Origin of the sequence: Hirschia litorea, assembly GCF_042665075.1 — a bacterium.
Lineage (GTDB): Bacteria > Pseudomonadota > Alphaproteobacteria > Caulobacterales > Hyphomonadaceae > Hirschia > Hirschia litorea.
On sequence record NZ_JBHTBR010000002.1, the window covers coordinates 1 to 23,451 of the forward strand.

A 23,451-nucleotide genomic window follows, 5' to 3' on the forward strand; every position below is an offset into this window, starting at 1 on the left:
ACATCGTTTGTTTGATGCGGGGTGGAGCAGCCCGGTAGCTCGTCAGGCTCATAACCTGAAGGTCGTTGGTTCAAATCCAACCCCCGCACCCAAACTTCTATAATACTCAAAAGCCCGCTATATTTAGCGGGCTTTTTGCGTTTCTAATTATATCTAAAACTCAACTAAAGGCGAATGCCAAAGACGACAACCGACTAATACAAACGGCCAATACCCTAATAAGGACAGGAAAATTATATCCAATGATGAAGAGGGGAGGGATTGGCATATCATTTCAAATTAGATATATCATTTGGGGCAACCTATTAGGTTGGCACTAAAATATTTGACCGCCTTCGAGTTTAGGTGCGAAAGTTGCTCGTCAGAAAGTCCCAATATGACTCTTTTAAAATGTTCAACAATAGTCGTTGAAAACGTTCGTGAAACCGCTGAGCTATACACTCAATGGCTGGAATACGAAATTGTTGATGAATATTTGGTCGATGAAGGCTTGGCGCAGTCTTGGGATGCTCAAAGGTCAGTAGGAGCAAAGTGTGTAGTTTTGCAGCCCTCTTCGAAAGAAGCAGTGTATATTCGTCTCATCGAAGGAAGTCCAGTCACTAGATATGAACCGATCAGAACCTATGGTTGGGCAGCTACAGAAATTTGCGTTAAAGATGTAGCCAAAGTTCACAATAGAATGAAGGAATCACCTTTTGAAGTTATTGGTGAGCCAAGGGAATTAGATGGCTTTCCTGGAATAAAGCCTATGCAGGTTAAGGGGCCCAATAAAGAAATATTATATCTGACAGAGTTTAGTTCACCGACACCTATTGAGGGCCTGCCAGTTCCTAGGACATTTATTGATAGACCATTTATAATAGTGATGGCGTGTAAAGATTTAAATGCTCAGATAGCTTGGATGAAAGAGGTTTTTGGCTTTGCTATTACAGAGCCAGTTTCAATACAATATACGATGATATCTAAAGCATTTGGGTTAGATATCGCAACAAAACACCCTATAGCGGTCGTGAGAGCGGATCGCGCAGATTTTATTGAGTTAGATCAATATCCAACCCAAGCGCAGCATCGTCCTGCAAATGATGGAGAGCTAGTTCCGGGGGTGGCAATTTGTTCGTTTGAATATGAAGATTTCGAATCTTTGGATAATTATTGGTTCAGTAATCCCGTTATTCGGCATGAATTTCCATATTGTGGAAAACGGGTCGGTATTTTAAAGAGCCCAGAAAATGCGTTGTTCGAAATCGTTGAACGTTAATCGCAAAAACTCCCTGCTATAAAAATAGATAATGGACATCAGAGGAAACGACTATGAAACATAGAAGTATACGAGGAAAAATCCTTTACACGTCTCGTAAACCTGGACGTGAAGGTGAAGAACGGGGACGTGAGTACTTCGCATTCAACGTACATGCAGATGGCAAGCGTACGATGACAGCGCAATGCGAAATTGAAGAACCAGACCCAACTGTAATGCGTAACATCGTGTATAGTCTTGATGAGAACGATATGCCGATGGATTGCTTCGTTCGTTTAAGCGTTGGTGATGAATTTATGGGTGCGGGGCTATTTCGTATAAAAGACGATGTCGTTGAATGTGAAAGTTTTGGTCCCTCGATTGGACGGTTGTCACAAACTCAACCAATTGTAGGTGACTTCGATGGATTTGGAACACACCCGATTGCTGGTGATGCCTATCTAACAAAAAAGATGGATCGCTCACGCGGTCCACATAAACGCAAAATAAGAGTGTTTTTACCTTCACCCGATCACAGAGGTGCTACACCTCCTATGATTGCGGAGGCAAACTTATTTCTTGAATATGTTGGAGAAGAGCGCGTCGAAGTGAAGGCCGGAACTTTTGATGCCTATCATTATCGCTTCTCTGATGAAGAAGGTGGTATGGCAACTGATAATGGTGGTCACCCGCCTTATGAAGTTTGGGTAACAGCTGATGATGATGCAATATTCCTTAAAGGCGGAGTCGATGGCTATATGATGACTTGGTATGAGTTGGTGGAACTCACAAGAGAATAATTCCAAGAATATTCGTCTTGAATTACGTAATTTAGCAATAACTTAGAAGCCGCGGAAACAGACTTATGTAGACGCGGTTTTTTTTGTGCCAAATGTATCGAGTTGAAAATTACTAATTTAACTAAGTCTAGAATGGTTTTGAATGTCTTCAATACCTATCTAATGGTATGTGAACGACAGGAATATAAGAGGTCAGAATGTGTAATCGAGTGGTTATTGTAGGTGGCGGGCAGGCTGGTGCACAGGCGACTATGAGTTTGCGTCAATGGGGGTATGAAGGGGAGATCATATTGCTTAGTGAAGAAGAGCATTTACCCTACCAGCGACCGCCTTTGTCTAAAGCCTATATGAAGGGCGAGATGTCTGAAGAGCGGCTCTATTTGAAGCAATCGGACTGGTATGAGCAGCATAATGTTTCCGTTCAGCTTAGTACTGCTGTGGAAGCTATAGATAGAACCGATAAAACAGTGCTTCTAGATAATGGGAAGCAACTTTCATTTGATAGGTTGATCTTGGCGACAGGGTCTAGGCCCCGAAACCTTTCGATGGATGATGTTGAGGGATTGGGAAACATTTTCACTTTGAGGGGAATGAAAGACGTAACACTGATAAAGCCGCTGATGAAAGCTGGACAAAAGCTGGTTATTCTAGGTGCGGGATATATAGGCTTGGAAGCAGCAGCTGTAGCACGCCAATTAGAACTTGATGTTACCGTATTGGAAATGGCCCCTCGTATTTTAGCGCGCGTGACAGGCCCCGAAATAAGCGCTTTCTATACAGCAGAACATAGTCGCCAAGGTGTTGATATTAAAACGCATACGGCATTGAAGACTGTTAAAGGTCTAAATGGCTCAATCTCATCAATTATTTTAGATGACGATACTGAGTTACAGGCTGACCTATTGCTGGTGGGAATTGGGGTTTTGCCAAATGAAGAACTCGCCAAGGACGCTGGCATTCTATGCGACAATGGTATTGTCGTTGATGAAGATGCATGTACCAGTGACCCTAATGTTTACGCTATAGGAGATTGCGCGCGTAGACCGCTAGTGCATTATAGTCGAACTGGAAGACTTGAGAGCGTTCATAATGCAATTGAACAAGGTAAGCTTGCAGCAGCTTCTATTCTTGGACGTGATCGTCCTAAAGAAGAATGTCCTTGGTTTTGGTCAGATCAATATGACTTGAAGCTTCAAATTGCAGGATTATCGCAAGGGTATGACGAGACGGTTGTACGTGGTAATCTTGAAGAGCGAAAATTTGCTGTTTTTTACCTGAAAAATGGTCAGTTATTAGCTGTAGATGCGGTGAATGCAGCACCTGAATTTTTGGTAGCTAAGAAATTAATACCTTTGGGTATTAAGTTAGAGCCACATTTGCTTGGCGACGTATCTGTGTCTATGAAGGAGTTTCTACCTAAGTAAGAAAGCCAGAGGGTTACACTTGTTCTGCCTCTACTTTGCCTCTTCCTCGCAACAGGTTGATGCGTTTCTTCATCCAATTTGGGAAAAATACAGCGATCCATCCACCATAAACTATAACACCTACAAGGCTGCTAACGATGAGGCGGGGCAGCGCTGACCAGTCCGCCATAAGCTCGCGAGACATCCAGACACAGCAACCCATAATAACAGCGGCAAAAATGGCAGGAAATAGGCCTATATAGTGTTTGACTAGGGATAACTTTAAGCGACGCACGACCAGTAAATTGCCACCAATCCCAATAAAGATCCCTGGTACAGCCATTATAATGATGGCCATGTCTGGCTCTGCATTCTTAAACGCGAGTAAGGCAATTGTTGAAGCGGTAACGGTTATCAACGTGTAGAAAAAAGCAGCCTTATTCATTTCTAGTGCATTCATGGAAAGTGAATTAAACCATGAAAGAGGTATAAGCAGAGCTACGATAGCTACAGCTTGCATGAGAGGTCCAACCCCAGCATAGGTTTGAGGCAGAATGACTGCAACAATATCGTCAGCAACTATCCATAATCCGGTGAATGCGGGAAGAGCGACGAAAGCAGCTGTTTTCATAATTGATAGAAATACTTCTTGTTCTTTTTCTAAATCACCGCGAACTTTAGACATTAACGGAAACCAGAGGCCCTGAAGCGGAGAGATAATTGGGCCTCGTAGAGATTCGTCAATTCTCTGGGCAGCGCGCAATAATCCCACGACTTCGGACCCATAGCGCAATCCAAATACCATTGTTGCAATCCTAGGCATGGCTAAGTTTAGGGTTGAAACGATCCAAAGCGGGAAAAAGCGTTTGGTAAAATCTTTGCTCTCCAGAAGGTCTAAACGGAAGTTTGGGGCCCATTTAGTATGCAAGTATTCAAAGACAATAGAGACAATCAACGTCACAATGCGTTGCACGATAAGGGCCCATACTAGCCAAGGCGAAAACGCAACAATTACACCAGCAACGCCTCCAAGGACCGTTCCCAGAATATTCCTTTGAGTTAGCTCTTTAAAGCCTAGATTTTTCATGATCAGCGCATCCATAACTGCAAGCCATGGGATGGGTAGTAGCATCAAGCCAAATACCGGCATGAACTGCATCAATAGAGGTGCTTCGTAAACTCTAGCCACAAAGGGGGCAGATATGACAAGCAGCAACATGCTTATAAAAGCAACGGCTTGGAAGCTAAGGAAAGAGGAGTTTAGATATTTGTTATCGTAGCGCTTTGCTTGAACAATTGCGTCCATACCTGAGTACCGACCTTCAATTGAAACCATATCGGCAACAATTGACGCAAGTGCGACTACCCCAAATATCTCTGGTGGGAGCCGAGCAGCTAACAATAAGAAGATAAAGAATCCAGCCCCCTGAGACGCAAACGCGTTCAGCAAATTCCACAATATTCCAGATTGCATTGCTTTTGCGACATGCGGTGTCTTTACCGTGTCTTCTTCAGAATTTTCGACAGACATTTAAGAGTATTACCGCGTAAGCCAAAGGGAGGTCATATTCACCAGATGGCGATATGAAGTGGTTAATTTACCTGATTGAAGTGAACTACGAATGAACCATAATTGTCCGCGGCCAATTGTATTCGTGATAGCACGACCTATTGGACCAATTTTACGTATCTTTTTCAAGTGTGGTAAGATTGTTTGATCTGATAGAAATTCCTCGCTTCCATACTTTGAGAATAAAATTTGCCTTAAAGCATTTGTTTCCAAGTCACTTAAGTTATCATTGGGGGAGTCGTGAATGTAGCTTGCACGCTCTAAGTCTTGTAGAGCAAGGTTCCATAGCTTTTTTCTAGCCATTACCACGCCACGTTGGATGAGTGCTTCGCGTTCTAACGACGGTGGTGTGACTTTTTGCGAGCTATTGGATGTTGAGTAAGCACTAAGCGGTAGTGAACTATAGAGTTTCGTAAAAAACTGCTTTTCTTCGCTAATCCATCTATCGAATCGTTTATCGGCTGCCAACCCATCTACTCGATCCCCATCATGTTGCCGTTGCAAGAAAATAGTCGATTCCGTGCGTTCGGATTTGGTTACTTGTGCAAGTCGAACTAGCATTTCGTAATCTTCTAGACGTGGGTATTCGAGTGAGAAATTTCCAGCTGCTTCATAGGCTGATTTTCTCACAAGCATACCAGGGTGATGCACGAAAAAATCTTGTAATGTAGTTTGAAAGAACGTTTCACCGTCGCATTCAGCCCAATATCCACCGTCTTGAATGATACGCTCACCGGTTTTTGCATCTAAATGAAAGCGGTTATAGCGGCCGTAAGCTATGCCTGTATCCAATTTTCCATCAAGTAATTTGGTCATATCAAGGAGTGCATTGGGGAGGGCAATATCATCATCATCCATAATCCACACGAGTGGATTTTGAACTAGTTTTAGTGCCTGATTCAGTGTGTCTGCTTTTCCTGTATTGCTTTTTTTTATATATCTTATTTTGTCCGAATAGGCCTGCATTCGTTGGTAGGTATTATCAGTCGAACCATCGTCCATCACTAGAATTTCGGCTGGAGGTAGAGTTTGGCCTAGTAGACTCTCTAGAGCTTCAACAAGGAAATCTTCCCGATTGAATGTCGGTAGGATGACACTGGTTTTTTCCATAGTGAAATGCCTTCTAGAGTTTTATCGTTTCAATATACAGGTATCTGAGGAATCTAGTGCCAACTACCTATAGCGACCCGTCCGCCGCGTCGATGTTGTCAGGAGATTCTTTGCCGAGAATTGTATTTATCTGGGATTTGGCCCATTTAAGGTGAAAGATACCTAAATACGCTGTATACACCACTACGCCTGTCCCTACGGAGCAGATAAGAAGTAGAAGCGTTGGTAGGTCTGCAGCTTGTATTCGAACAAAGTAAAGTGCGATAGCCATTAATGCTGCACCGATTATTGCTGGGGCAAGACCCATAATGTGTTCTATGTTGGGAAGTTCTAGTTTCTTGTTGATGTATATCATTCCGCCGATGGAGAGAAAGAGCGTTGGGAAGGCCAACACAATGATGAGCTCTGAAACTGACAATTGAGGAAGTGCAAACAGCGTAATGATGCACGATATTGTCGTCATGGCTGTGTATATCAGAGATTGTTTGTTGAACCCTAGTGAGGACATTGCGATAGGTGTGAACATTGTCAATGGGATCGTTAAAGCGGCCAAAGACATGGATTGTACAATCGGGCCTGTTCCCGCGTATTTATCTGACAACATTAAGCTTACAAGGTCAGGTGCCACGAACGCCAATCCTGTGAACGCAGGAAGGCAGGTGAAAGTGGCTGATTGCAAAATGGATGTGTAAATTCGGCGTTCTTTGGGTTTTTGACCACGCACCTTCGCCATTAATGGGAACCATAATCCCATTAGAGGACTTATTAGTGGGCCATTGAGGGAATCAATTATTCGGTGAGCAGCTCTGACAAGACCAACAGTATATGCATCAAAACGTAGACCAAATACGAGAGTGGAAACGCGCATGAGGGCTTGGCTGAGAAGTGCGATTGACCATAATGAGGTGAAGCGTTTTAAAAAATCTTTTGCGTGAAGGCTCAAGCTGAACTGGAATTTAGGTAACCATCGTGTGAAATGATATTCCAGTATAATCGCTACTAGAAGCGTGACTATGCGCTGGACTACAAGTGCCCAAATATTCCATGGAGAAAAAGCAACAATAATCCCCGCTACGCCGCCGATCACTGTTCCACTAATGTTGCGAATTGTTAGTGTCTTGAACCCTAGGTCCCGCATAATCAATGCGTCCATCACAGCAAGCCAAGGAATAGGGAGGAGGACTAAAGCGAATACGGGTAAAAATTTATTGATTAGCTCTGAATCATAAGCAGCTGCGGCATATGGAGTGGCGATAAAGAGGGCTAGGGAGCATAGAACAGTTATGAATGTGAAAGACCAAAAACTCGTATTCAGATAGCCGTCGTCAAATTTATCTGCCTGCAGTATTGTATCCATGCAAGCATATCGCCCCTCATTAGTGATCATATCAGCTAAAATTGTTGAAAGCGCGATTATACCAAAAATCGTGGGGTCAAGTTTTAGCGCAAGAACTAGGAATATAAAAAAACCAGCTCCCTGCGAAAAGAAGAAGTTGATGAAATTCCACACCATGCCTTTATGCATGGAGGATGATATACTAAATCCTTTTGCCTTCGTATCATCACTCGTTTCTGCCGTTGGATTACCAGAAGTTCTATCAGTCATGGCATGAACCTAATATCGGTGATGAAGACTATACTGCAGGAGCATAAACACTGTTTCACAATTTAGATTGTGATAAAGTTTCTATTGGTACGAAAATGGTTAAATAAAGCACTTATGCCTTGAGAGGTAGCCAGCTTAAAAAAGTACGCAAGCGTCTACGAAGGTTTCTAAGCAATGTTGCATTTGCACTTTTTGCTACTTCCTTCCAATACGGCGTTTGCTTTAGGTAGGTGTAATATTTCCAAGTGTAGGGGTGGTAGGCATCTTGAGACCAAGGCTTATTGTGCTCGGTATAGTGAATGATTTTAGGGCGCCTATGTGTAGGCATGTCTTCATCCTTAGCGAAGCATGGTTTGTTTTCATTGCGTACGACCATGCGTCGTTGCACATTCCATACTGGATCAATAGAAGTCCATTCGTTCCAAAATGCGATGTTGATAGCATCTTGGTCATTGTATTCCAATTTTCCGGCTTTATCCCGAACGATTTCAAAAACCGTATCAAAAGCCTTTTTTTCTCTTATTTGCTTGAGGTCTAGCAATAATATCCCCGAATTGAGATAACCTAAATATCTGGGCGATAAGTCATATTGTTTTGCAAATTCAACTGGATCCACACCAGGATCGAATACTCCGCCGACCATCTTGCCTTTAAGGTCTACATCCCATAACTCGCGAATATCCCCAGTAACGACAATATCTGCGTCTAAATATACTACTTTCTCAGCAGTACTTGGCGCGAAATCGGGTATAGCTATTCGGTAATATGAAGCTCGGCTAATATGTCTTTTGCCCTCTAAGGCTAAATATCCCGCTTCAGTGATTTCGTGCCATTCAAAGGTCTGGTTCGGTGCGCAAGAAATCAAATGATCTTTGTGTTCTTGGGGGAGGCCATCATGAAGGACCAAAAACCGGAAATTCCCACCCGGTGCATTTTTAACGACGGAAGTTAACACCACTGCGAGATGGGGCGCAAACCGCGCATCAACTCCAAAAGCGATGACATGTTCTGACTGCGTGCTCATTTTTATCTTGCCAACTTCGAACGAAAAAAATCTATATTTTGAATAGTAAATCAGTGCTCGAAAAAATAAGGTGAAACGAGCACTGATAGTGAGTGTTTAGGCCTTCCAAGGTGCGTTGCCGCTAGCCCAAATAGTTTCAAGAGTGTGCTTATCGCGCAGAGTGTCCATGTTCTGCCAATAGCCTTTGTGGTGGAACGACCCAAGACGTCCTTTTTCAACAAGGCGCTCAACTGGCTCTTGTTCCCACACAGTGTCATCACCATCAATTAGGTCATAAACTTCTGGTTCACAGACGAAGTAACCACCATTGATTAGACCACCATCATTCGCCGCTTTCTCACGGAAGGCACGCACTTTTTCAAGGTCATCTGTTAAACCCAACGCACCAAAACGACCGGGCTGAGTTACAGCTGTTAGAGTTGCTAGGTTTTTAGACTTTTCGTGGAACGCGATGAGCTCATCTACATTCAAGTCAGTTACACCATCTCCATAAGTGAGTAGGAAACGCTCTTCACCAATAACATCGCGTGCGCGTTTGATGCGCCCACCTGTCATAGTATCAAGACCAGTATCAACGACCGTCACATTCCAATCTTCTAAATCAGAACGACTCCAAGAAATATCACCTGTTTTAGTGTTGATTGTGAAATCAGAATTTTGTCTGTGGTAATTTAGGAAATAATTTCTAATAAAATCAGCTTTGTAACCAGCCAAAATCACGAAATCTTTGTGACCATATTTGGCGTAGCAATGCATGATATGCCAAAGGATAGGCTTACCACCAATTTCCACCATCGGTTTTGGTCGTACAGATGTTTCTTCAGAAATTCGAGTACCGTACCCACCAGCTAAAATGACGACTTTCATTTTTTGTGTCCCGTTTCAGGATTAATAAAGAGAGAGTTTGTTCTTAGTTACCTCAAAGCAATTTCGGTGCCTTGGGGTATGAGTTTTCAATAAAATTATTATTGCCAGCCAGGGTAACCCGTCCAGTTTCTACGAATACCCAATTTAATCAAAATCCAATCAAACATTGCTTTAGTTTTGCTGGACCAATTGAAAGATAATCCTACATCCTGAAGAGCATCGAAGTGGCGTTGTAAATTCTGGGTGCCACCATCTGATTTTTTCCAACTCATTATTCGACGGATATAGTAGTTTATGAACTGTTTAGATGCAGCATCATAGTCAGTTCCGAAAGCAGCGGGCCCATACTTATTCATGAGGTATAAGCCATCACTTGTCCAAGAGCGTGTTTTGGGACCATATTCAACAGCGGAAACAGTATTTTCGTGAACACGTGTCATTCCGAGTGATTTGTGGACGAAACCAAATTTAGAATACGTAAGAAGATTCATTTTGGTATCTAAATCAAATCCTCCTGTCAGTGGTCCTTGGAAAAGAGGGGTGCGCATTCTTACAAATTTTTGCCGCATCATCATTTGAACAGGCATAATCACACCTTGACGCAACAATGTCATACGGTTCGCTTCCAAACCGTCAAAGACATTTCTGTTTTTGTCCCAGAAGAAATCTTGTATTTCGCCAGCGCAAGAATGCAGGCAGCCAATGACACCGATTTCGGGATCCATTTCACCCACTTTGACCATCTCATCTATGCAGTCTGGTGTAATCGTATCGTCTGCACAAAGAAGACGAACATATTCAGCATCAGTCGGTGCGAGTTCGAATGCTCTATTCCAGTTTTCCATTCTAGGAAGTGTTACTTCATTCTTGTGAAGTAAAATTGGAACACGGCCGTTTGAATAGCTTTCAATAATTTCTAGTGTTTTATCTGTGCTATTATTTTCCAATATTACGTGTACGAGGTTTGGGTAGGTCTGAGCTTGCACAGATTCAAGCATTTCGGCGAGAAATTCCTCGCCATTGTAGATTGGCGTAACAATAGCAACTAATGGGGTGGGCATTGGGGCGCTCCAAAAAAGGTAAGTGCTCTATAAAATTAGTTTTGAAAATGACTTAGGTCTAAGTGCCAGCAATTTTGGAATTCAGCTTAAGAGTCTTCTGATATTCTATAATCTGCTTTTCGCAGAAGGCTTGCATGTCCTTACCTGAATGGTGGTACTCTTTGTACCATTCGACAGTTTTGGCAATTCCTTCTTGTGTAGACCAAGCTGGAGTCCATTTTAAATCTATGCGTGCTTTAGAGCTGTCTAACGCTAGGCGTTGAGCTTCGTGCAGTGGTGAGCCTTGAATGTCTACCTTTGGCTTTTTCCAGTATTTCCCGAAAGCGTCTACGATTTGTAGAGTTGAAATGGCTGTTTCATCTATAGGACCAAAGTTCCAACTTCCTGATTTAGAAGCGTCACCTTTGAAAAGAGTTTCTGCAAGTTGTACATATCCATGACATAGCGCAAGTACGTGTTGCCATGGGCGTGTTGCAGCAGGGTTTCGAATAATAAGGGGAGTGTCCGCTGACACCGCTTGTACAATATCGGGAATAAGGCGGTCTGCTGACCAGTCTCCGCCACCAATTATATTCCCACCACGTGCACTAGCGCACAGTGTTTTCGATTTATCAAGCATTGTGTCAATGTAGCTATTGATTACGAGTTCACATGCAGCTTTTGAGGCGCTATATGGGTCTTTGCCGCCAAGTCTATCAGTTTCACGGTAAGGGTGAATCCATTCTCTGTTGTGATAGACTTTATCCGTCGTGACCATGACAGCAGCTTTCACACTGTCGGATTGTCTTATTGCTTCAAGGACCTCGGCAGTTCCCATGACGTTTGATCTATAATTTTCGATAGGATCAACGTATGATTGCCGTACGATTGGCTGTGCAGCGAGGTGGAAAACGATTTCTGGCTTCACATTTTCCATGACTGGTCCGACAACACCAGAAAAACCAATGTCACCGATGAAAGAATTCTTATCATTCCAAACATCTAAGAGTGAATGCAGGTTCGGTGTGGTGTGCGGTTCTCTTGAGAGGCCGTATACTTCAGCACCAAGGTGTTTTAGCCAAAGAGATAGCCATGAGCCACAAAAACCCGTGTGTCCGGTAACTAAAACACGACGTCCTTTAAGGTATTCGAACATTTTTGAACCTATCGAGAAGAATTCTAAAGTAGTAAAATAGCAAGCTCCTGAATCGGAAGAGCCTGCTATTTTTGAAATAATTAGTTTAACGAGTTATCGGAAACATTTTATCTTGTTCTTGGCGCAACTTCACAGCAAGGCTGTCTTTTGGAAGTATGACGTCATCATATGAGATTGCGGCATCTTTGCGGACATCATTCTTAAGGATGCAGCCTTCGGAAATACCCATCGGAAGTAAGTTGTCGCTTCTAACAGTTTCGTAGTTCTCACATACACCATACGCGTAAAAACCACCGATACCATCAAGAGTTTGCCCGGCTTTTAGGTCCGTTTTGGCTATGGCGATAACATCCACTTCTGGTCCAGCTTTTGAGGCAATAACAGTATCATTTAGTAGACCGACGCGTGCCGCACTTAATGGAACTTCAAATACCATCAAGTGATAAGGGACATAGAAGCTATAGATAGGGCCATCACCGAGCTTTCCATACTTCAAATAGTGTTTTTGAATGTCATCTTGTGCTTCAGCAAAAACATATACACCAGGACCAGGTGCGGTACCCAATGCGTATTCGACAATTCCGCCAAGTTCACGCACTTGGTCTATATCGTACATGTCGACCATTTCGTCGATGTGGCCGCGATGCTCAATACCAAGCATTCCACGTTTAGCGACTTTCATTCCTGTCGCATTTGCGACAATAGCTTGCTCGAATGAAACTTTAGTTCCATCAGCAAAACTAGTTACCATGTGAACTGATTGGTCCCACTCTTTTGCAAAGGCTGCTTGTGTTGCGGGTGTTCTGTAGTGGTCTTGGAGGCCTTTGATATTACCGCAGATTAGAGGTTTTAGACCAATACTTTCCACGAAGCGGTGAAGGTTCATCTCTACACCTGGTTGGTCGCCGTCACAGCCCGTAATGATCACACCTGCTTTGCGGGCTCTGTCATAAAGGAGGGGACCAATTGTGCTGTCCATTTCCGCGTTCATAAGGACTAGTGGGAGGCCGTTATCAATAGCTGCAACAGTTATTTTGGCTCCGTATTCGACGTGGCCAGTTGCTTCAATTCCCACTTCAAGGCGGCCAGATTTTGTCATCGCTATAGGGTCTTCAACCAAAGCGATTTTACCAGCTTCAATAATTCTATCGATAGCGTCTGCTGTTGCGGCTTCTACCATTTGATCGTCTGGTACGCCGCTGGCTCTTAACATATCGCGAGCTTTTGAGATTGTGCGGTTACAGACTGCGGCAACCTTCATTCCGGGGGTGTACCGGATGATCTGGTTGACAAAGCCGCGGCTCATCGCACCAGCACCGAAAATACCTACTTTGAGTGGGTTGCGATCCTTGGCGCGCTCCGCGAGTTTGCTGTCAACGATAATCATATCGGTAGAGTCCCTCTTTGCTGCACACCCAGTGTGCTAAAATGTGAAGATGTGGCTGGTTTCTAGAATTCTTTGCTTGTTGCATTCAGAATTCGTGCCATCTTCCGTTCTAAAAATCCCCATTTAGTAGAAATAACGCTGTATTTTTCGTCAAACTACTGTACTTTTCGAGGTGGCTTATAACAACCAAGGACTTCAATTATTTTAGCTTTGCAGGCTAAATTTGAAGTAAATTTGAGGTTGTTCATAAGCGGTTTCTAAAAATCAATTATATACGTCGATCCTGAAGAGATTGATGTTTCTGTATTGGAAAAATTGTCATGCAATTTAAAGAGTTATCCGTTTCTGGAGCCCATAAGGTGTCTCTCGAAAAGCGAGGTGATGAAAGAGGATTCTTCGCACGTGCTTTTTGTGAAAAGGAAATGGGGGCACACGGTTTGCCAACGCGCTTTGTTCAACATAACATGGCGCACAATGCCCATAAGGGAACACTGAGGGGGCTTCATTACCAAGCAGCCCCTCACGGCGAGGCTAAGCTAGTGCGATGCGTTAGAGGGCGGCTGTTTGATTTTATGGTGGATTTGCGTCCGGAGAGCGAAACTTATCAACAATGGTGCGGGATTGAATTAACCGCTGAAAATAGAGATGCTTTGCTCATTCCCGTAGGTTGTGCGCATGGGTATCTAACTTTGGAAGATGATACAGAAGTGCTTTATATGTCTTCAGCCGACTATGTTCCAGAAAGTGAACGAGGTGTGCGGTGGAATGATCCTGCGTTTGGAATCGAGCTACCAATAGCGCCTAAAACAGTCTCGCAAAAAGATGCCAATTGGCCCGATTATAAGGCTTGATGGGAATGCAATTAGCTGCGATCTGTAGGCTCCAGACCAGACAATAGCTTTTTAAAAGCGATAACAAGCCTTTAGCTTATAAAATAAGGATGAGAATCTCTATTGTTAGGTTAGGGCTTGCGTTTGCAAACCATTCTCAATATATCTGGAATCTATTCTGGAGTAGTGAAATGAAGCTGAACGAACTGACAAAAGGCACGATAGCGCGTGTATCCGGTTTTTCGTCTGAAGAAGCAGCGCAATTAGTAATATCTAAATTGCGTGAAATCGGATTTGCTGAAGGTGACGAAGTTGAGCTTCTACATACTGGATTGTTCGGTGGTACGCCATTGTCCTACAGATTGAATAGGACAATGATTGCTTTGCGTAAGAGCGAAGCTTCGCTGATTGAAATTATTCCTTCAAATAAGGCCGCGAGCGCGTGACATCTTTAAAATTAGCTTTGGTTGGTGCTCCAAATTCTGGAAAAACAACTCTTTTCAACGGTCTAACTGGCGGGCAAGCTAAAACTGCTAACTATTCTGGTGTGACCGTCGAAACACGTGTTGGGCGGTTTTATACGCCTGAAGGTGTTGGTGTAGAATTGATGGATCTGCCCGGTATTTATGGGCTCGAAGCGCATTCCATTGATGAACGCGTGGCGATAGATGCGATCTCTGGAAGTATTGCAGATCAAACGCCACCAGATGCGTTGGTTGTTGTTATTGATGCAGCACACATCCGCACGCACCTCCACACTGTTTTACAGATGAAGACGTTGGGCAAACCGATGGTTTTGGCGCTCAACATGATAGATCTTGCAGAACGTGATGGCGTGAAGCTAGATGTGCCAGCGCTTGAAAGAGAGTTAGGTGTGCCGGTGGTGCCGACACGTGCGACGCGGTCATCAGGTCGTGAAGCTTTTTTGGCGACGGTTGATAAGCATATTGCTGATTTGAAAGGGAAAAATCCTTTTCCAGAAGCGGATAAGCCTGATTTGAAAACATTGCAGGCAGAAGCCAGAGCAATGGCAAATCGCGTGATTTTATTTGAACCCGTCATGAATAAAGTGACGAGAAATGTAGATAAAATTGCCTTGCACCCAATTGGTGGAATAATCGCACTATTTGCTATATTGTTTATGATGTTCCAAGCTGTGTTTAGCTGGGCCACGCCATTCATGGATATGATCGAAGCGGGTGCTGAAAAGCTTGGTGTTTTTGTTGCAAATGTTTTGCCGGATGGACTGCTCCAAGACTTAATTGTCGATGGGATGATTGCGGGTGTTGGGTCAGTGGTGGTGTTTCTGCCCCAGATCATCATTCTGTTTTGTTTTATTCTTGTGCTGGAAGCGTCTGGATACATGGCCCGAGCGGCATTCGTTATGGATGAAGCTATGATGCGCGTTGGACTTAACGGACGTGCTTTCATTCCGTTATTGTCATCGTTTGCTTGTGCAATTCCCGGTGTAATGGCGGCGCGAACTATTGAGAATGAGAAAGACCGACTGACTACCATTATGGTTGCGCCCCTAATGACGTGTTCAGCCCGTTTGCCCGTTTATACGCTGATTATTAGTGCATTCTTTAAGAATGATGTTGTGTGGGGCCCAATACGGCTGCAGGGCGTCGTGATGTTTGGCCTGTACATGGCGGGGATCATTAGTGCGATTATAGTCTCATTCGTATTGAAAAAGACCCTCACAAAAGGGCCTTCTCAACCCTTGATTATGGAGTTGCCGACGTATAAGTGGCCGCAGCCGCGGGATTTTTTCCTTGGGTTATGGTCAAGAATTTCAGCGTTTTTAAAACGTGCTGGAACGATAATTTTGGCAACGTCTGTTATATTGTGGGCGCTTGTTACTTTCCCATTAGGGGCAAGTTTAAGGGACTCTATAGCGGGACGTATCGGTTCGGTTATTGAACCTATTTTCGCACCGATCGGGTTTAATCTGGAAATGGTGATATCGCTGATACCGGGCATGGCAGCACGTGAAGTTGCAGTGTCTGTATTGGGTACTATCTATGCTATTGATGGTGGTGAAGAGAATGTAGAGGGGCTATCTGCAGCCCTTCAGAATGCTTGGTCGGTGCCCACAGCATTGGCATTCTTAGCTTGGTTCGTTTATGCGCCGCAATGCTTTGCAACGCTTGCGACGGTGCGCCGTGAAACAAACTCTTGGGCGTGGACTGCTATAATGACAGGCTATTTATTTGGATTGGCTTATGTTGTAGCAGGCATCACTTATTGGGCTGCTAAAGGTGCGGGCTTGTAAGAGTAATAGCTATGCTTCTGCTAATCTTGTGGTTAGGGGCTGCTCGTTCTCTGCTTTCAGGTTGCGGTGTGTCTGATGTAGACTTGATATCTGGATGGTAGCTGCCTGATAGGGAAGAGGCGTTTTGGAACATATCTTCTTATGCCGCGTTGATTTGCGGTAAGGAGAAAACGATATGATTGACCGTGTCCAACCCCCGATTCCAGATCATGTTCAAAATCAGAATGTGGAACATCACGAAGAATTAGATCCGACTCAAGCGCGGCAGGGTGAGAAGCAAAAAGGTATGCCAAGTGTTCTGGCGATATCTACTTTTGCAGTGGTTATCGCTATAGTATTTGCGCTAATTGCCGGATTTCTCGTTATATAATTTTTTAAGACTGAAATACAAAAAAGCCGACATGTCAGATAGGACATGTCGGCTTTTTATATGTTTAATTTAGCGAAAGAAAACGTCTTTTAAAGAGGTTTCAAATTGCCTGCGGATGTTTTGCCGCGTTGTGAATCAGTTACGAGTTCGAACTCAACTTTTTGGCCTTCATCCAGAGCAGCAAGACCAGCTTGCTGAACAGCAGTGATGTGGACAAAAACATCATTGCCGCCATCATCAGGCGCTATGAAACCATAACCTTTGGTTGCGTTAAACCATTTTACTGTACCAGTTGTCATAATCTGTCTCCTAGGGAAGCTGTGTGCAAGACTTCCAAATTATAGGTAAAGAGAGTTTGCGGTCGCCTGCTGGGACAGAAGATGGACGGCGGTTTGCAGTCCGAATAACCAAGTCTTTAGTCCTTCCGCTAATGGCAAGTTTTGAGACTCGCTTCAAAGCTCTATCTAGTCCGGATTAGCCATGCCTAAACACAGACTTCCCCGGGCAGTTCGATCCGGTTGCTCCGAACTCTTTTGGAGTAAAGAGCAACGAGTATGGTGAATACTCGTTGCCAATATACCATAAATTAACGTGAATACCATGCCCTTTATTCGGCTAAGGATTTATCCCGAATTGCGCGGAATTCATTGCCTTCATACCAGTTTGGCCAGTCTTGAGAATTGGCAATGCCAAGCCCTAGAGCGTGGAAGGCTTGAGCGTCTTGAGCGACGCCTTCAAAATTCCAGTCTGGGTTAAATTCATCGGCTGGTTTGTGGTAGGCTTTAGCTGTGTATTCTGCCGCAAATTTTTGACCTGCTTCTACCCCGCCATTAACGAGATCAGCACCACCATCTGCATAAATTACTGGAACACCTTTTTTTGCAAGGCTGATGTGATCCGAGCGATAGAAATAGCCGTTTTGGGGTGTTGAATCGGGGCTAACATACCGGTTTTGAGTTTTTAGAATTGCTTCTAATCTATCTTCCAGTTGTGAAGAACCTGATCCAATGATTTCCATGTTCTTGGACAGCCCGCGAGGGAAGGTGGCATCTGTGTTGATACCGGCCACAATCTTATTGAGCGGGATGAATGGGTTTTCAGCAAAATATGCAGAGCCTAGCAGGCCGCTTTCTTCAAGTGTGACAGCAAGGAAAATAACGGACCTATCTGGTTGTTCACCATTTGCGAATGCCTCAGCCATTTCGAGCATTAGGCTGACACCACTTGCATTGTCGATTGCACCATTGTGGATCGCGTCATCTGTTGCAAAATTTTTCTTTTCGCCCAAATGATCCCAGTGAGCCATATAGAGCATGTATTCATCTGGGTGTGTTTTACCCGTTACCACACCGGCTATGTTCTGACTTTCTTTACGGCTCACCGTTTGAGTGATGGAGCCGCTTGCCGCAATGCCTTCCATTGGTACAGCTTTAAAGCCACGTGTGTAAGCGGCCTTCTTCATGTCTGCATAAGTGGTGTTCATGTGCGCGAAAAGCTTTTGGGCAATATCGTTGGAAATCCAAGCTTCCATAGGAACGCGGTCCATGCCGTTTCCAGCGCGGACAAGATCAGCTTGTTCACCAGACCACGAACCAGATACAACATTCCATCCATAAGCAGCAGGGGCTGTTTCGTGGATTATAATTGCGGCATCAGCGCCTTGGCGAGCAGCTTCTTCGAATTTGTAAGTCCAGCGACCATAATAGGTCATGGATTTACCGTTGAAGAGTTCTGGATCTAGGGTTTCAAAACCAGGGTCATTGATGAGAATGACCGCAGTCTTGCCCTTCATGTCTAGGCCTTCATAGTCATTCCATTTATGTTCTGGAGCGTTAATTCCGTATCCCACGAAAACAAGTTCAGAATCAGCAATATCAATTGGACCTTCAATTTGGCGCTTGGTCCAGAAAACAGCGTCTTTGCCTGCTTGTAGCTCTAAGTCTTCGTCACCTATTTTTAAACTCAATCCAGATTTTTCTAAATCAACCGTTTGCGCATTCATTTTTACGGTTTGGGAGTAGGAACCGTTTACAGCAGGGGCTAGGCCAATGCGGGCCATTTCATCCGCAATCCATTGCGCTGACGCTTCGCCCTCAACTGTTCCGGGTGCGCGGCCTTTGAAGGTGTCTGAAGCAATTATTTCAAGGCGCTCAGCAAGATCCTCTGGTGTGATTTCTGGTGAGGTATCCACTGGAAGGGCTGGCATTTGAAAGCCAGACACTTCAGTATCCGCAACAGGAGTTGGAGAAGGTGTAGAGGCCGTTGTCGATGTATCTTGCGGCGCGGCGTCATCACTTGCTGGAGAGCAAGCAAATGTGCTGGCCAGCAAGATGGATGAAATAACTGTTGTAAGGGCGTTTCGGATCATTTTATTTTGCTCCATTGTAATTTTTTGCAAGCTTAGGGCGCAATTTAGTTTCCGCAAGGGGGAATATTGTTGAGCGAAAATTAGAGCTTCGCGCATGAAGACATGGATTGTTAGGCAGAATTGAGAACCACAGTGAATAGAATGCGAGGTGTAAGTTGAAGCGATTGATTAAAGCTATGCTTCTTCTGGCGTGCATTAGTTGGGTGGCTGTATCATGTGCGCCCGTTACACAAGGAAGATTGGGAATGCCTCAAAGCGAAAGTGCGCAAGACAGATTAGGACATTTCTTTCCTGAAGAATCTGTATTTGTTTCGTTTGATGGCGCACCGCTGGGGCTTTCTGTGTGGGCAGGCAAGCGTGAGGGTAAATTAGAAGTAGGGACCCAAGATACTGAAATTGTCTTTTTAGGCGTACACGGCATGAATGATTATGCGGGGGCGTTCCGTTGGTCAGCTCCTTATTGGGCTGAACACGGCATTACAACCTATGCATATGACCAACGTGGTTTTGGTCGCTCTCCACAATCAGGAATTTGGCCTGAAGAAGAATTAATGCGTGAAGATTTGCGCGTTGCCGCAAGAGAGGTCAGACGTCGCCATCCTACAGCTAAAATTGTTGTTATTGGTGTAAGTATGGGCGCGGCGGTGTCTGTGACGGCATTTGCTTCTGATAATCCGCCCGATGCAGATATGCTTGTGTTGTCGGGGCCGGGGTTGCGTGGTTGGGGAACAAATCCTTTGCTGTACCGTGTTAGCTTATGGCTAAGTTCTCATGTAAGGCCGGCTTGGATTGTGCGTCCGCCTAAAATGGTGCTGAAAACGATCACACCCACGGACAATGAAGAAGTCTTGCGTACGCACTGGGAAGATCCATATTTTCAAAAAACGAACCGAATCGATAGTGTGTATGGAGTCGTTGAGGTGATGGAGAATGCGCATAAGGTGATATCCAGCCTTCCTGAGCATATACCGACGATTTTACTCTACGGCGCTAAAGACCAAATTATTCCCGAAAAGGGTGTTATCCGTACTACGCCTAAGCTGCCGGCACATATGAAGACTGCTTATTATGAGCATGGTTACCACATGCTGCTGCGCGACTTGCAGCGTAAGGTGGTGCTGGATGACATCATGGCATTTGCAAAAGATAGTGGTGCTGAATTGCCATCGAATGCGCCGGAATTACCTTGGCGGTAATTGTTTTTTTATAGATTTTGCGTGCTCATATTGGGAAATGAAGAATTCAACCTTTGGAAATATCCGAATATTAACCACAGGCTGTTAGGTTTGCCTGTGTAGGATTGTAACTAAAAAACGGTTGGACTGTTTTGGAACTTGTTGAACAGCTTAATTCATTCACCGAACCTGAGGGCCGTGCGGAACTCAAGGCGCGTCTTGGCGCGTGGTGGAATGGTAAGGACTTCGACAGGGAAGCATATCTCGCGCAGATCGCGGAGAATGAAGAAAACCAGACAACAAATGGCTCTAAGATTAAACCTCTTGATGTCGACAAAAAGATTTCAACACCTCCACCTCGTATAGCTGCACTAGAAACGATTTGGGGACGTGGGCGATATATGCCCGGCGATGGCGAATTGGACGCTGTGCTGATTGAGGCTATGGGGCGGGTACGTGGACGGATTGGCAAAATCGGTCTGCTTGGCGTTGACGCTGTATCAACAGATATATTGGCGCAGGCGGCGGGTGAGGCGTTAGAGCTTGTCGAGTGGCGTGAACCGTGTGGGAAACGCTCTTCTGAACTGACCGAAAATGCGCGCGTGACCAATGCTGACCTTGATCGGATGAACCGATTTGAAGATGGAACTTTAAAAAGCGTTGTGTCTGTAGATGCGATGACTTTCGTGGACCATAAAGCGGGGCTGAGCTCACGTGTTTATCGCGCACTGCGAGATGGTGGACGCTGGGCGTTGATGGATTATTCTGCAAACCCTGACTATGTGGCAGATACCGCCTTTGCGTCTGCTTGGGCTGAGCCCCAATTATGCCATGGCGAAGAACTTCAAAAGACGCTTGAAATTACAGGTTTCAAATTAGTGCGACGCGTCGATGCAACGCCTATTGTGATTGATGCTGTTAAAGCAGCTTTTGCTCGGTTGGGGCCTGCGCTTGAAGATGTGGTTGCCGAGGGAATTGGCGGGCGCGATGCAGCATTGATGTTGCAAGAAGTGTCTTGGGAAGTTGTAGCATGGCGTTCACGTTTGAAAGCGCTTGAAGCAGGGCAATTACGCGTTGATGTTTGGATCGTTGAGAAACCGGGTGCATTGGCGGAAGATGATGAGCCTTTAAATGAAGCTTTTCTGGCGAACGAAACAGCACAAGCGGTGGACGCTGATTTGTTTGCGCCAGCTGACGAAGCAGAAAAAGGTCAGCCCGCTGAGGCTATAGCTGATATTCAGCCAGATGACGCTAATGACGGCATAATCAATTCACCAAGTTCAGCGGCAGATGATGCGGCGGGTTGGGAAGTTGAGGTTGACGAAGAAGAAGCCACTGAAGAGTTAGATCAAAGCGCTGTTGATAGTTTATTTGACTAGTAGCTTGGGGCTGAAACCGCGAAATACTCATTTTGCACATATTCAACTGAAAATCTGGAAAAGCATTGACGAATGAGGTCGTGAACATTCGCAATTCAACCATTGCCCTAGGCTATAAATTAGGCTTATCAACTCTCTTTTATTTTGCCTGATTTTTCGGCAGCTTTGGTTCTGGAGTTAGATATGTTCGACACGGATGCATTCGCCGGTCACGAAAGTGTCCACATGTTTCACGATGATGCGACTGGTTTGCGCGCCATTATCGCTATTCATTCGACTGCTCTAGGGCCAGCAGCAGGTGGATGTCGGATGTGGAATTATGTTGATGGTGAAGCGGCTATGCGTGATGCGCTTCGACTCTCCGAAGGAATGAGCTACAAAAACGCTATTGCTGATTTGCCTCTTGGCGGCGGTAAGGGTGTTATTTGGGGTGACAGTAAAACACAAAAATCACCTGAGTTATTCCGCGCATTTGGGCAAGCTGTTGATAGTTTGAATGGTAAATACTGGACAGCTGAAGATGTTGGAATTTCTCCAGATGACATCAAATATGTCGGTGAGCAAACACGCTTTGTTGCAGGGCTTGATGATGGAGATGCTGCATCTGGCGACCCATCGCCTGTGACTGCGCTCGGTGTATTTAAAGGTATTGAAGCAACAGCAAGACGCGCTTTGAAAACCGAAAGCCTTAAAGGTGTGCGCATTGCAGTGCAGGGTGTTGGTCATGTGGGTGAGTATGTTTGTGGGCACCTTGCTAAAGCGGGCGCAATTCTAACAATTACTGATATCAACCAAGAAAGCCTTAATCGCGTATCCAAGGCGACCGGTGCAACGATTGTTGCTCCTGATGATATTTATGACGTTGAGGCAGATATTTTCTCGCCGAATGCGCTTGGTGCGATCATCAATGACACAACACTTGAGCGTTTAAAGGTAAAAGCGATTGCGGGTGGAGCGAACAACCAATTGGCAACAGCTGATATGGGAGAGAAGGTTCGTCAAGCAGGGGTATTGTATGCGCCAGACTTTGTGATCAATGGCGGTGGGATTATCAATGTCGCATCAGAAATTTCAGGTGTGTACAGCATGCCTTGGGTTGAGTCCAAGGTTGAAACACTTACAGCGACGCTTGGTAAAATTCTAGACAAAGCGATACAGGAAACTCGCCCATCAAGCGAAATCGCTTTAGAAATGGCGAAAGCCAGAATTAAAGCAGCGCACAAGTAAGCTTCAAATTTAAACAGTCATTATTTCAACTGCCCAGTACTTTATCAGTATTGGGTAGTTTTGTTTTGAGTTGTTATATTTACCTAAAAAATATTTACGGTCGTTGGGGAATATGGCGCACTTGTTGCATCGATCAGGCTAATAGTCTGGATGTCTTATGCATTGACGATTATCTTGTTCAATACTGGATAGTTAGTTGGGATGACATTTCAGGGATAGTAGAGTTCTGGGGACGGATTATGACTGAAGTTGTTGTGCGATTAGAGGGTGCTGATGCTGGTGACGGGATGCGTTTAGCGTCCGCTTTGGATGCATTTGCAAAATGGTGTGAAGAGTCTAATACGTGTGATGAGGCTGCGAATGCACTTGATTTCATGATGACAACCGAGCACACGGGCTTGGCATTACGGCGCAAGTTGATTTTCCAAGACAGATCACATGCCGCGAAATTCTTGTTATTCTGGCGTTCTCAACGACAATCACACGATAAAGTCGCTTAGCTAGGTATATACTACGGGTGGTTTTCCAAGCTCTTGGCGTATTATTTGGTTTTTTTACCAAAATTAGCACTGCTATTAGGTGAATTAGGGTGAAAGTCGCAATCATTCCGACTATATCGTGTCTATG

21 protein-coding genes and 1 tRNA gene are annotated in these 23,451 nt (G+C 44.6%); 12 read left to right on the forward strand and 10 right to left on the reverse strand.

The features are described from left to right. Positions 1–15: 15 nt before the first annotated feature. The 4 genes from ACFQS8_RS00035 (at position 16) to ACFQS8_RS00050 (ending at position 3,461) form a co-directional block, all read left to right on the forward strand. Positions 16–92: transfer RNA gene (locus ACFQS8_RS00035), tRNA-Met, on the forward strand. A gap of 284 nt (positions 93–376) precedes the next feature. Beyond that, complete coding sequence (locus tag ACFQS8_RS00040; RefSeq protein WP_382164511.1) at positions 377–1,258, forward strand: VOC family protein; 882 nt, start codon at positions 377–379, stop codon at positions 1,256–1,258. Positions 1,259–1,311: 53 nt separating this feature from the next. Further along, the gene (locus tag ACFQS8_RS00045) at positions 1,312–2,037 is read left to right on the forward strand and encodes a DUF3108 domain-containing protein (protein ID WP_382164513.1); all 726 of its coding nucleotides are present in this window, start codon (positions 1,312–1,314) and stop codon (positions 2,035–2,037) included. A gap of 197 nt (positions 2,038–2,234) precedes the next feature. Beyond that, positions 2,235–3,461: an NAD(P)/FAD-dependent oxidoreductase gene (locus tag ACFQS8_RS00050; protein ID WP_382164515.1), complete on the forward strand. Its 1,227-nt coding sequence runs from the start codon at positions 2,235–2,237 to the stop codon at positions 3,459–3,461. Between the two features lie 13 nt (positions 3,462–3,474). Here the strand turns inward: ACFQS8_RS00050 and ACFQS8_RS00055 are convergent, their stop codons facing one another. The 8 genes from ACFQS8_RS00055 to ACFQS8_RS00090 form a co-directional block, all read right to left on the reverse strand. After that, positions 3,475–4,971 (reverse strand): oligosaccharide flippase family protein, encoded by a 1,497-nt coding sequence (locus ACFQS8_RS00055; RefSeq protein ID WP_382164517.1) that lies wholly within the window; start codon positions 4,969–4,971, stop codon positions 3,475–3,477. 9 nt (positions 4,972–4,980) lie between these two features. Further along, positions 4,981–6,120 (reverse strand): glycosyltransferase family 2 protein, encoded by a 1,140-nt coding sequence (locus ACFQS8_RS00060; RefSeq protein WP_382164519.1) that lies wholly within the window; start codon positions 6,118–6,120, stop codon positions 4,981–4,983. A gap of 67 nt (positions 6,121–6,187) precedes the next feature. Next, on the reverse strand, positions 6,188–7,726 hold the full coding sequence (locus ACFQS8_RS00065) for an oligosaccharide flippase family protein (RefSeq protein ID WP_382164521.1): 1,539 nt from the start codon (positions 7,724–7,726) through the stop codon (positions 6,188–6,190). 112 nt (positions 7,727–7,838) lie between these two features. Continuing rightward, positions 7,839–8,750, reverse strand: coding sequence for a glycosyltransferase family 8 protein (locus ACFQS8_RS00070; protein ID WP_382164523.1), 912 nt, complete (start codon positions 8,748–8,750; stop codon positions 7,839–7,841). Positions 8,751–8,846: 96 nt separating this feature from the next. Further along, entirely contained in the window at positions 8,847–9,617 is a 771-nt protein-coding gene (rfbF, locus tag ACFQS8_RS00075; protein ID WP_382164525.1) for a glucose-1-phosphate cytidylyltransferase, read from the reverse strand. A 98-nt stretch (positions 9,618–9,715) separates the two neighbouring features. Further along, positions 9,716–10,678: a glycosyltransferase family A protein gene (locus tag ACFQS8_RS00080; protein ID WP_382164526.1), complete on the reverse strand. Its 963-nt coding sequence runs from the start codon at positions 10,676–10,678 to the stop codon at positions 9,716–9,718. 58 nt (positions 10,679–10,736) lie between these two features. Continuing rightward, positions 10,737–11,813, reverse strand: a complete 1,077-nt coding sequence (gene rfbG, locus ACFQS8_RS00085) for a CDP-glucose 4,6-dehydratase (protein WP_382164528.1) — start codon at positions 11,811–11,813, stop codon at positions 10,737–10,739. Between the two features lie 85 nt (positions 11,814–11,898). Beyond that, positions 11,899–13,200 carry an NAD(P)H-dependent oxidoreductase gene (locus ACFQS8_RS00090; RefSeq protein WP_382164530.1) on the reverse strand — a complete coding sequence of 434 codons (1,302 nt, stop codon included), beginning with the start codon at positions 13,198–13,200 and terminating at the stop codon, positions 11,899–11,901. Positions 13,201–13,520: 320 nt separating this feature from the next. Between ACFQS8_RS00090 and rfbC the strand changes: the two genes are divergently transcribed. The 4 genes from rfbC to ACFQS8_RS00110 all read left to right on the forward strand — a co-directional run bounded on the left by rfbC (position 13,521) and on the right by ACFQS8_RS00110 (position 16,675). Next, positions 13,521–14,051: a dTDP-4-dehydrorhamnose 3,5-epimerase gene (gene rfbC / locus ACFQS8_RS00095; protein ID WP_382164532.1), complete on the forward strand. Its 531-nt coding sequence runs from the start codon at positions 13,521–13,523 to the stop codon at positions 14,049–14,051. A gap of 170 nt (positions 14,052–14,221) precedes the next feature. Further along, positions 14,222–14,476 (forward strand): FeoA family protein, encoded by a 255-nt coding sequence (locus ACFQS8_RS00100; protein WP_382164534.1) that lies wholly within the window; start codon positions 14,222–14,224, stop codon positions 14,474–14,476. Next, positions 14,473–16,305 carry a ferrous iron transport protein B gene (gene feoB, locus ACFQS8_RS00105; RefSeq protein WP_382164537.1) on the forward strand — a complete coding sequence of 611 codons (1,833 nt, stop codon included), beginning with the start codon at positions 14,473–14,475 and terminating at the stop codon, positions 16,303–16,305. Before ACFQS8_RS00100 ends, feoB begins: the two co-directional genes overlap by 4 nt. A 175-nt stretch (positions 16,306–16,480) precedes the next feature. Beyond that, the gene (locus ACFQS8_RS00110; protein WP_382164539.1) at positions 16,481–16,675 is read left to right on the forward strand and encodes a hypothetical protein; all 195 of its coding nucleotides are present in this window, start codon (positions 16,481–16,483) and stop codon (positions 16,673–16,675) included. Positions 16,676–16,764: 89 nt separating this feature from the next. Here the strand turns inward: ACFQS8_RS00110 and ACFQS8_RS00115 are convergent, their stop codons facing one another. Then, a complete protein-coding gene (locus ACFQS8_RS00115; protein WP_382164541.1) occupies positions 16,765–16,974 on the reverse strand; it encodes a cold-shock protein in 210 nt (69 codons plus the stop codon). Between the two features lie 308 nt (positions 16,975–17,282). Then, positions 17,283–19,043, reverse strand: a complete 1,761-nt coding sequence (locus ACFQS8_RS00120) for a M28 family metallopeptidase (RefSeq protein ID WP_382164543.1) — start codon at positions 19,041–19,043, stop codon at positions 17,283–17,285. A gap of 245 nt (positions 19,044–19,288) precedes the next feature. On the opposite strand from ACFQS8_RS00120, the gene ACFQS8_RS00125 reads away from it, so the two are divergent. The 4 genes from ACFQS8_RS00125 (at position 19,289) to ACFQS8_RS00140 (ending at position 23,324) form a co-directional block, all read left to right on the forward strand. Then, positions 19,289–20,239: an alpha/beta fold hydrolase gene (locus tag ACFQS8_RS00125; RefSeq protein WP_382164545.1), complete on the forward strand. Its 951-nt coding sequence runs from the start codon at positions 19,289–19,291 to the stop codon at positions 20,237–20,239. A gap of 131 nt (positions 20,240–20,370) precedes the next feature. Further along, positions 20,371–21,597, forward strand: coding sequence for a class I SAM-dependent methyltransferase (locus tag ACFQS8_RS00130; RefSeq protein ID WP_382164547.1), 1,227 nt, complete (start codon positions 20,371–20,373; stop codon positions 21,595–21,597). Positions 21,598–21,780: 183 nt separating this feature from the next. Further along, positions 21,781–22,824 (forward strand): Leu/Phe/Val dehydrogenase, encoded by a 1,044-nt coding sequence (locus ACFQS8_RS00135; RefSeq protein WP_382164549.1) that lies wholly within the window; start codon positions 21,781–21,783, stop codon positions 22,822–22,824. A gap of 239 nt (positions 22,825–23,063) precedes the next feature. After that, entirely contained in the window at positions 23,064–23,324 is a 261-nt protein-coding gene (locus ACFQS8_RS00140; protein WP_382164551.1) for a hypothetical protein, read from the forward strand. The last annotated feature ends 127 nt before the right edge of the window (positions 23,325–23,451 follow it).

Coding starts and splice junctions, on each gene's coding strand:
- ACFQS8_RS00110 (WP_382164539.1), top strand. CDS start 16,481: ATGATTGACCGTGTCCAACCCCCGATTCCAGATCATGTTCAAAATCAG.
- ACFQS8_RS00070 (WP_382164523.1), bottom strand. CDS start 8,750: ATGAGCACGCAGTCAGAACATGTCATCGCTTTTGGAGTTGATGCGCGG.
- ACFQS8_RS00115 (WP_382164541.1), bottom strand. CDS start 16,974: ATGACAACTGGTACAGTAAAATGGTTTAACGCAACCAAAGGTTATGGT.
- ACFQS8_RS00120 (WP_382164543.1), bottom strand. CDS start 19,043: ATGATCCGAAACGCCCTTACAACAGTTATTTCATCCATCTTGCTGGCC.
- ACFQS8_RS00080 (WP_382164526.1), bottom strand. CDS start 10,678: ATGCCCACCCCATTAGTTGCTATTGTTACGCCAATCTACAATGGCGAG.
- ACFQS8_RS00055 (WP_382164517.1), bottom strand. CDS start 4,971: ATGTCTGTCGAAAATTCTGAAGAAGACACGGTAAAGACACCGCATGTC.
- rfbF (WP_382164525.1), bottom strand. CDS start 9,617: ATGAAAGTCGTCATTTTAGCTGGTGGGTACGGTACTCGAATTTCTGAA.
- ACFQS8_RS00040 (WP_382164511.1), top strand. CDS start 377: ATGACTCTTTTAAAATGTTCAACAATAGTCGTTGAAAACGTTCGTGAA.
- ACFQS8_RS00050 (WP_382164515.1), top strand. CDS start 2,235: ATGTGTAATCGAGTGGTTATTGTAGGTGGCGGGCAGGCTGGTGCACAG.
- ACFQS8_RS00065 (WP_382164521.1), bottom strand. CDS start 7,726: ATGACTGATAGAACTTCTGGTAATCCAACGGCAGAAACGAGTGATGAT.
- rfbC (WP_382164532.1), top strand. CDS start 13,521: ATGCAATTTAAAGAGTTATCCGTTTCTGGAGCCCATAAGGTGTCTCTC.
- ACFQS8_RS00125 (WP_382164545.1), top strand. CDS start 19,289: ATGCCTCAAAGCGAAAGTGCGCAAGACAGATTAGGACATTTCTTTCCT.
- ACFQS8_RS00060 (WP_382164519.1), bottom strand. CDS start 6,120: ATGGAAAAAACCAGTGTCATCCTACCGACATTCAATCGGGAAGATTTC.
- ACFQS8_RS00090 (WP_382164530.1), bottom strand. CDS start 13,200: ATGATTATCGTTGACAGCAAACTCGCGGAGCGCGCCAAGGATCGCAAC.
- ACFQS8_RS00140 (WP_382164551.1), top strand. CDS start 23,064: ATGACTGAAGTTGTTGTGCGATTAGAGGGTGCTGATGCTGGTGACGGG.
- ACFQS8_RS00045 (WP_382164513.1), top strand. CDS start 1,312: ATGAAACATAGAAGTATACGAGGAAAAATCCTTTACACGTCTCGTAAA.
- rfbG (WP_382164528.1), bottom strand. CDS start 11,813: ATGTTCGAATACCTTAAAGGACGTCGTGTTTTAGTTACCGGACACACG.
- ACFQS8_RS00135 (WP_382164549.1), top strand. CDS start 21,781: ATGTTCGACACGGATGCATTCGCCGGTCACGAAAGTGTCCACATGTTT.
- ACFQS8_RS00100 (WP_382164534.1), top strand. CDS start 14,222: ATGAAGCTGAACGAACTGACAAAAGGCACGATAGCGCGTGTATCCGGT.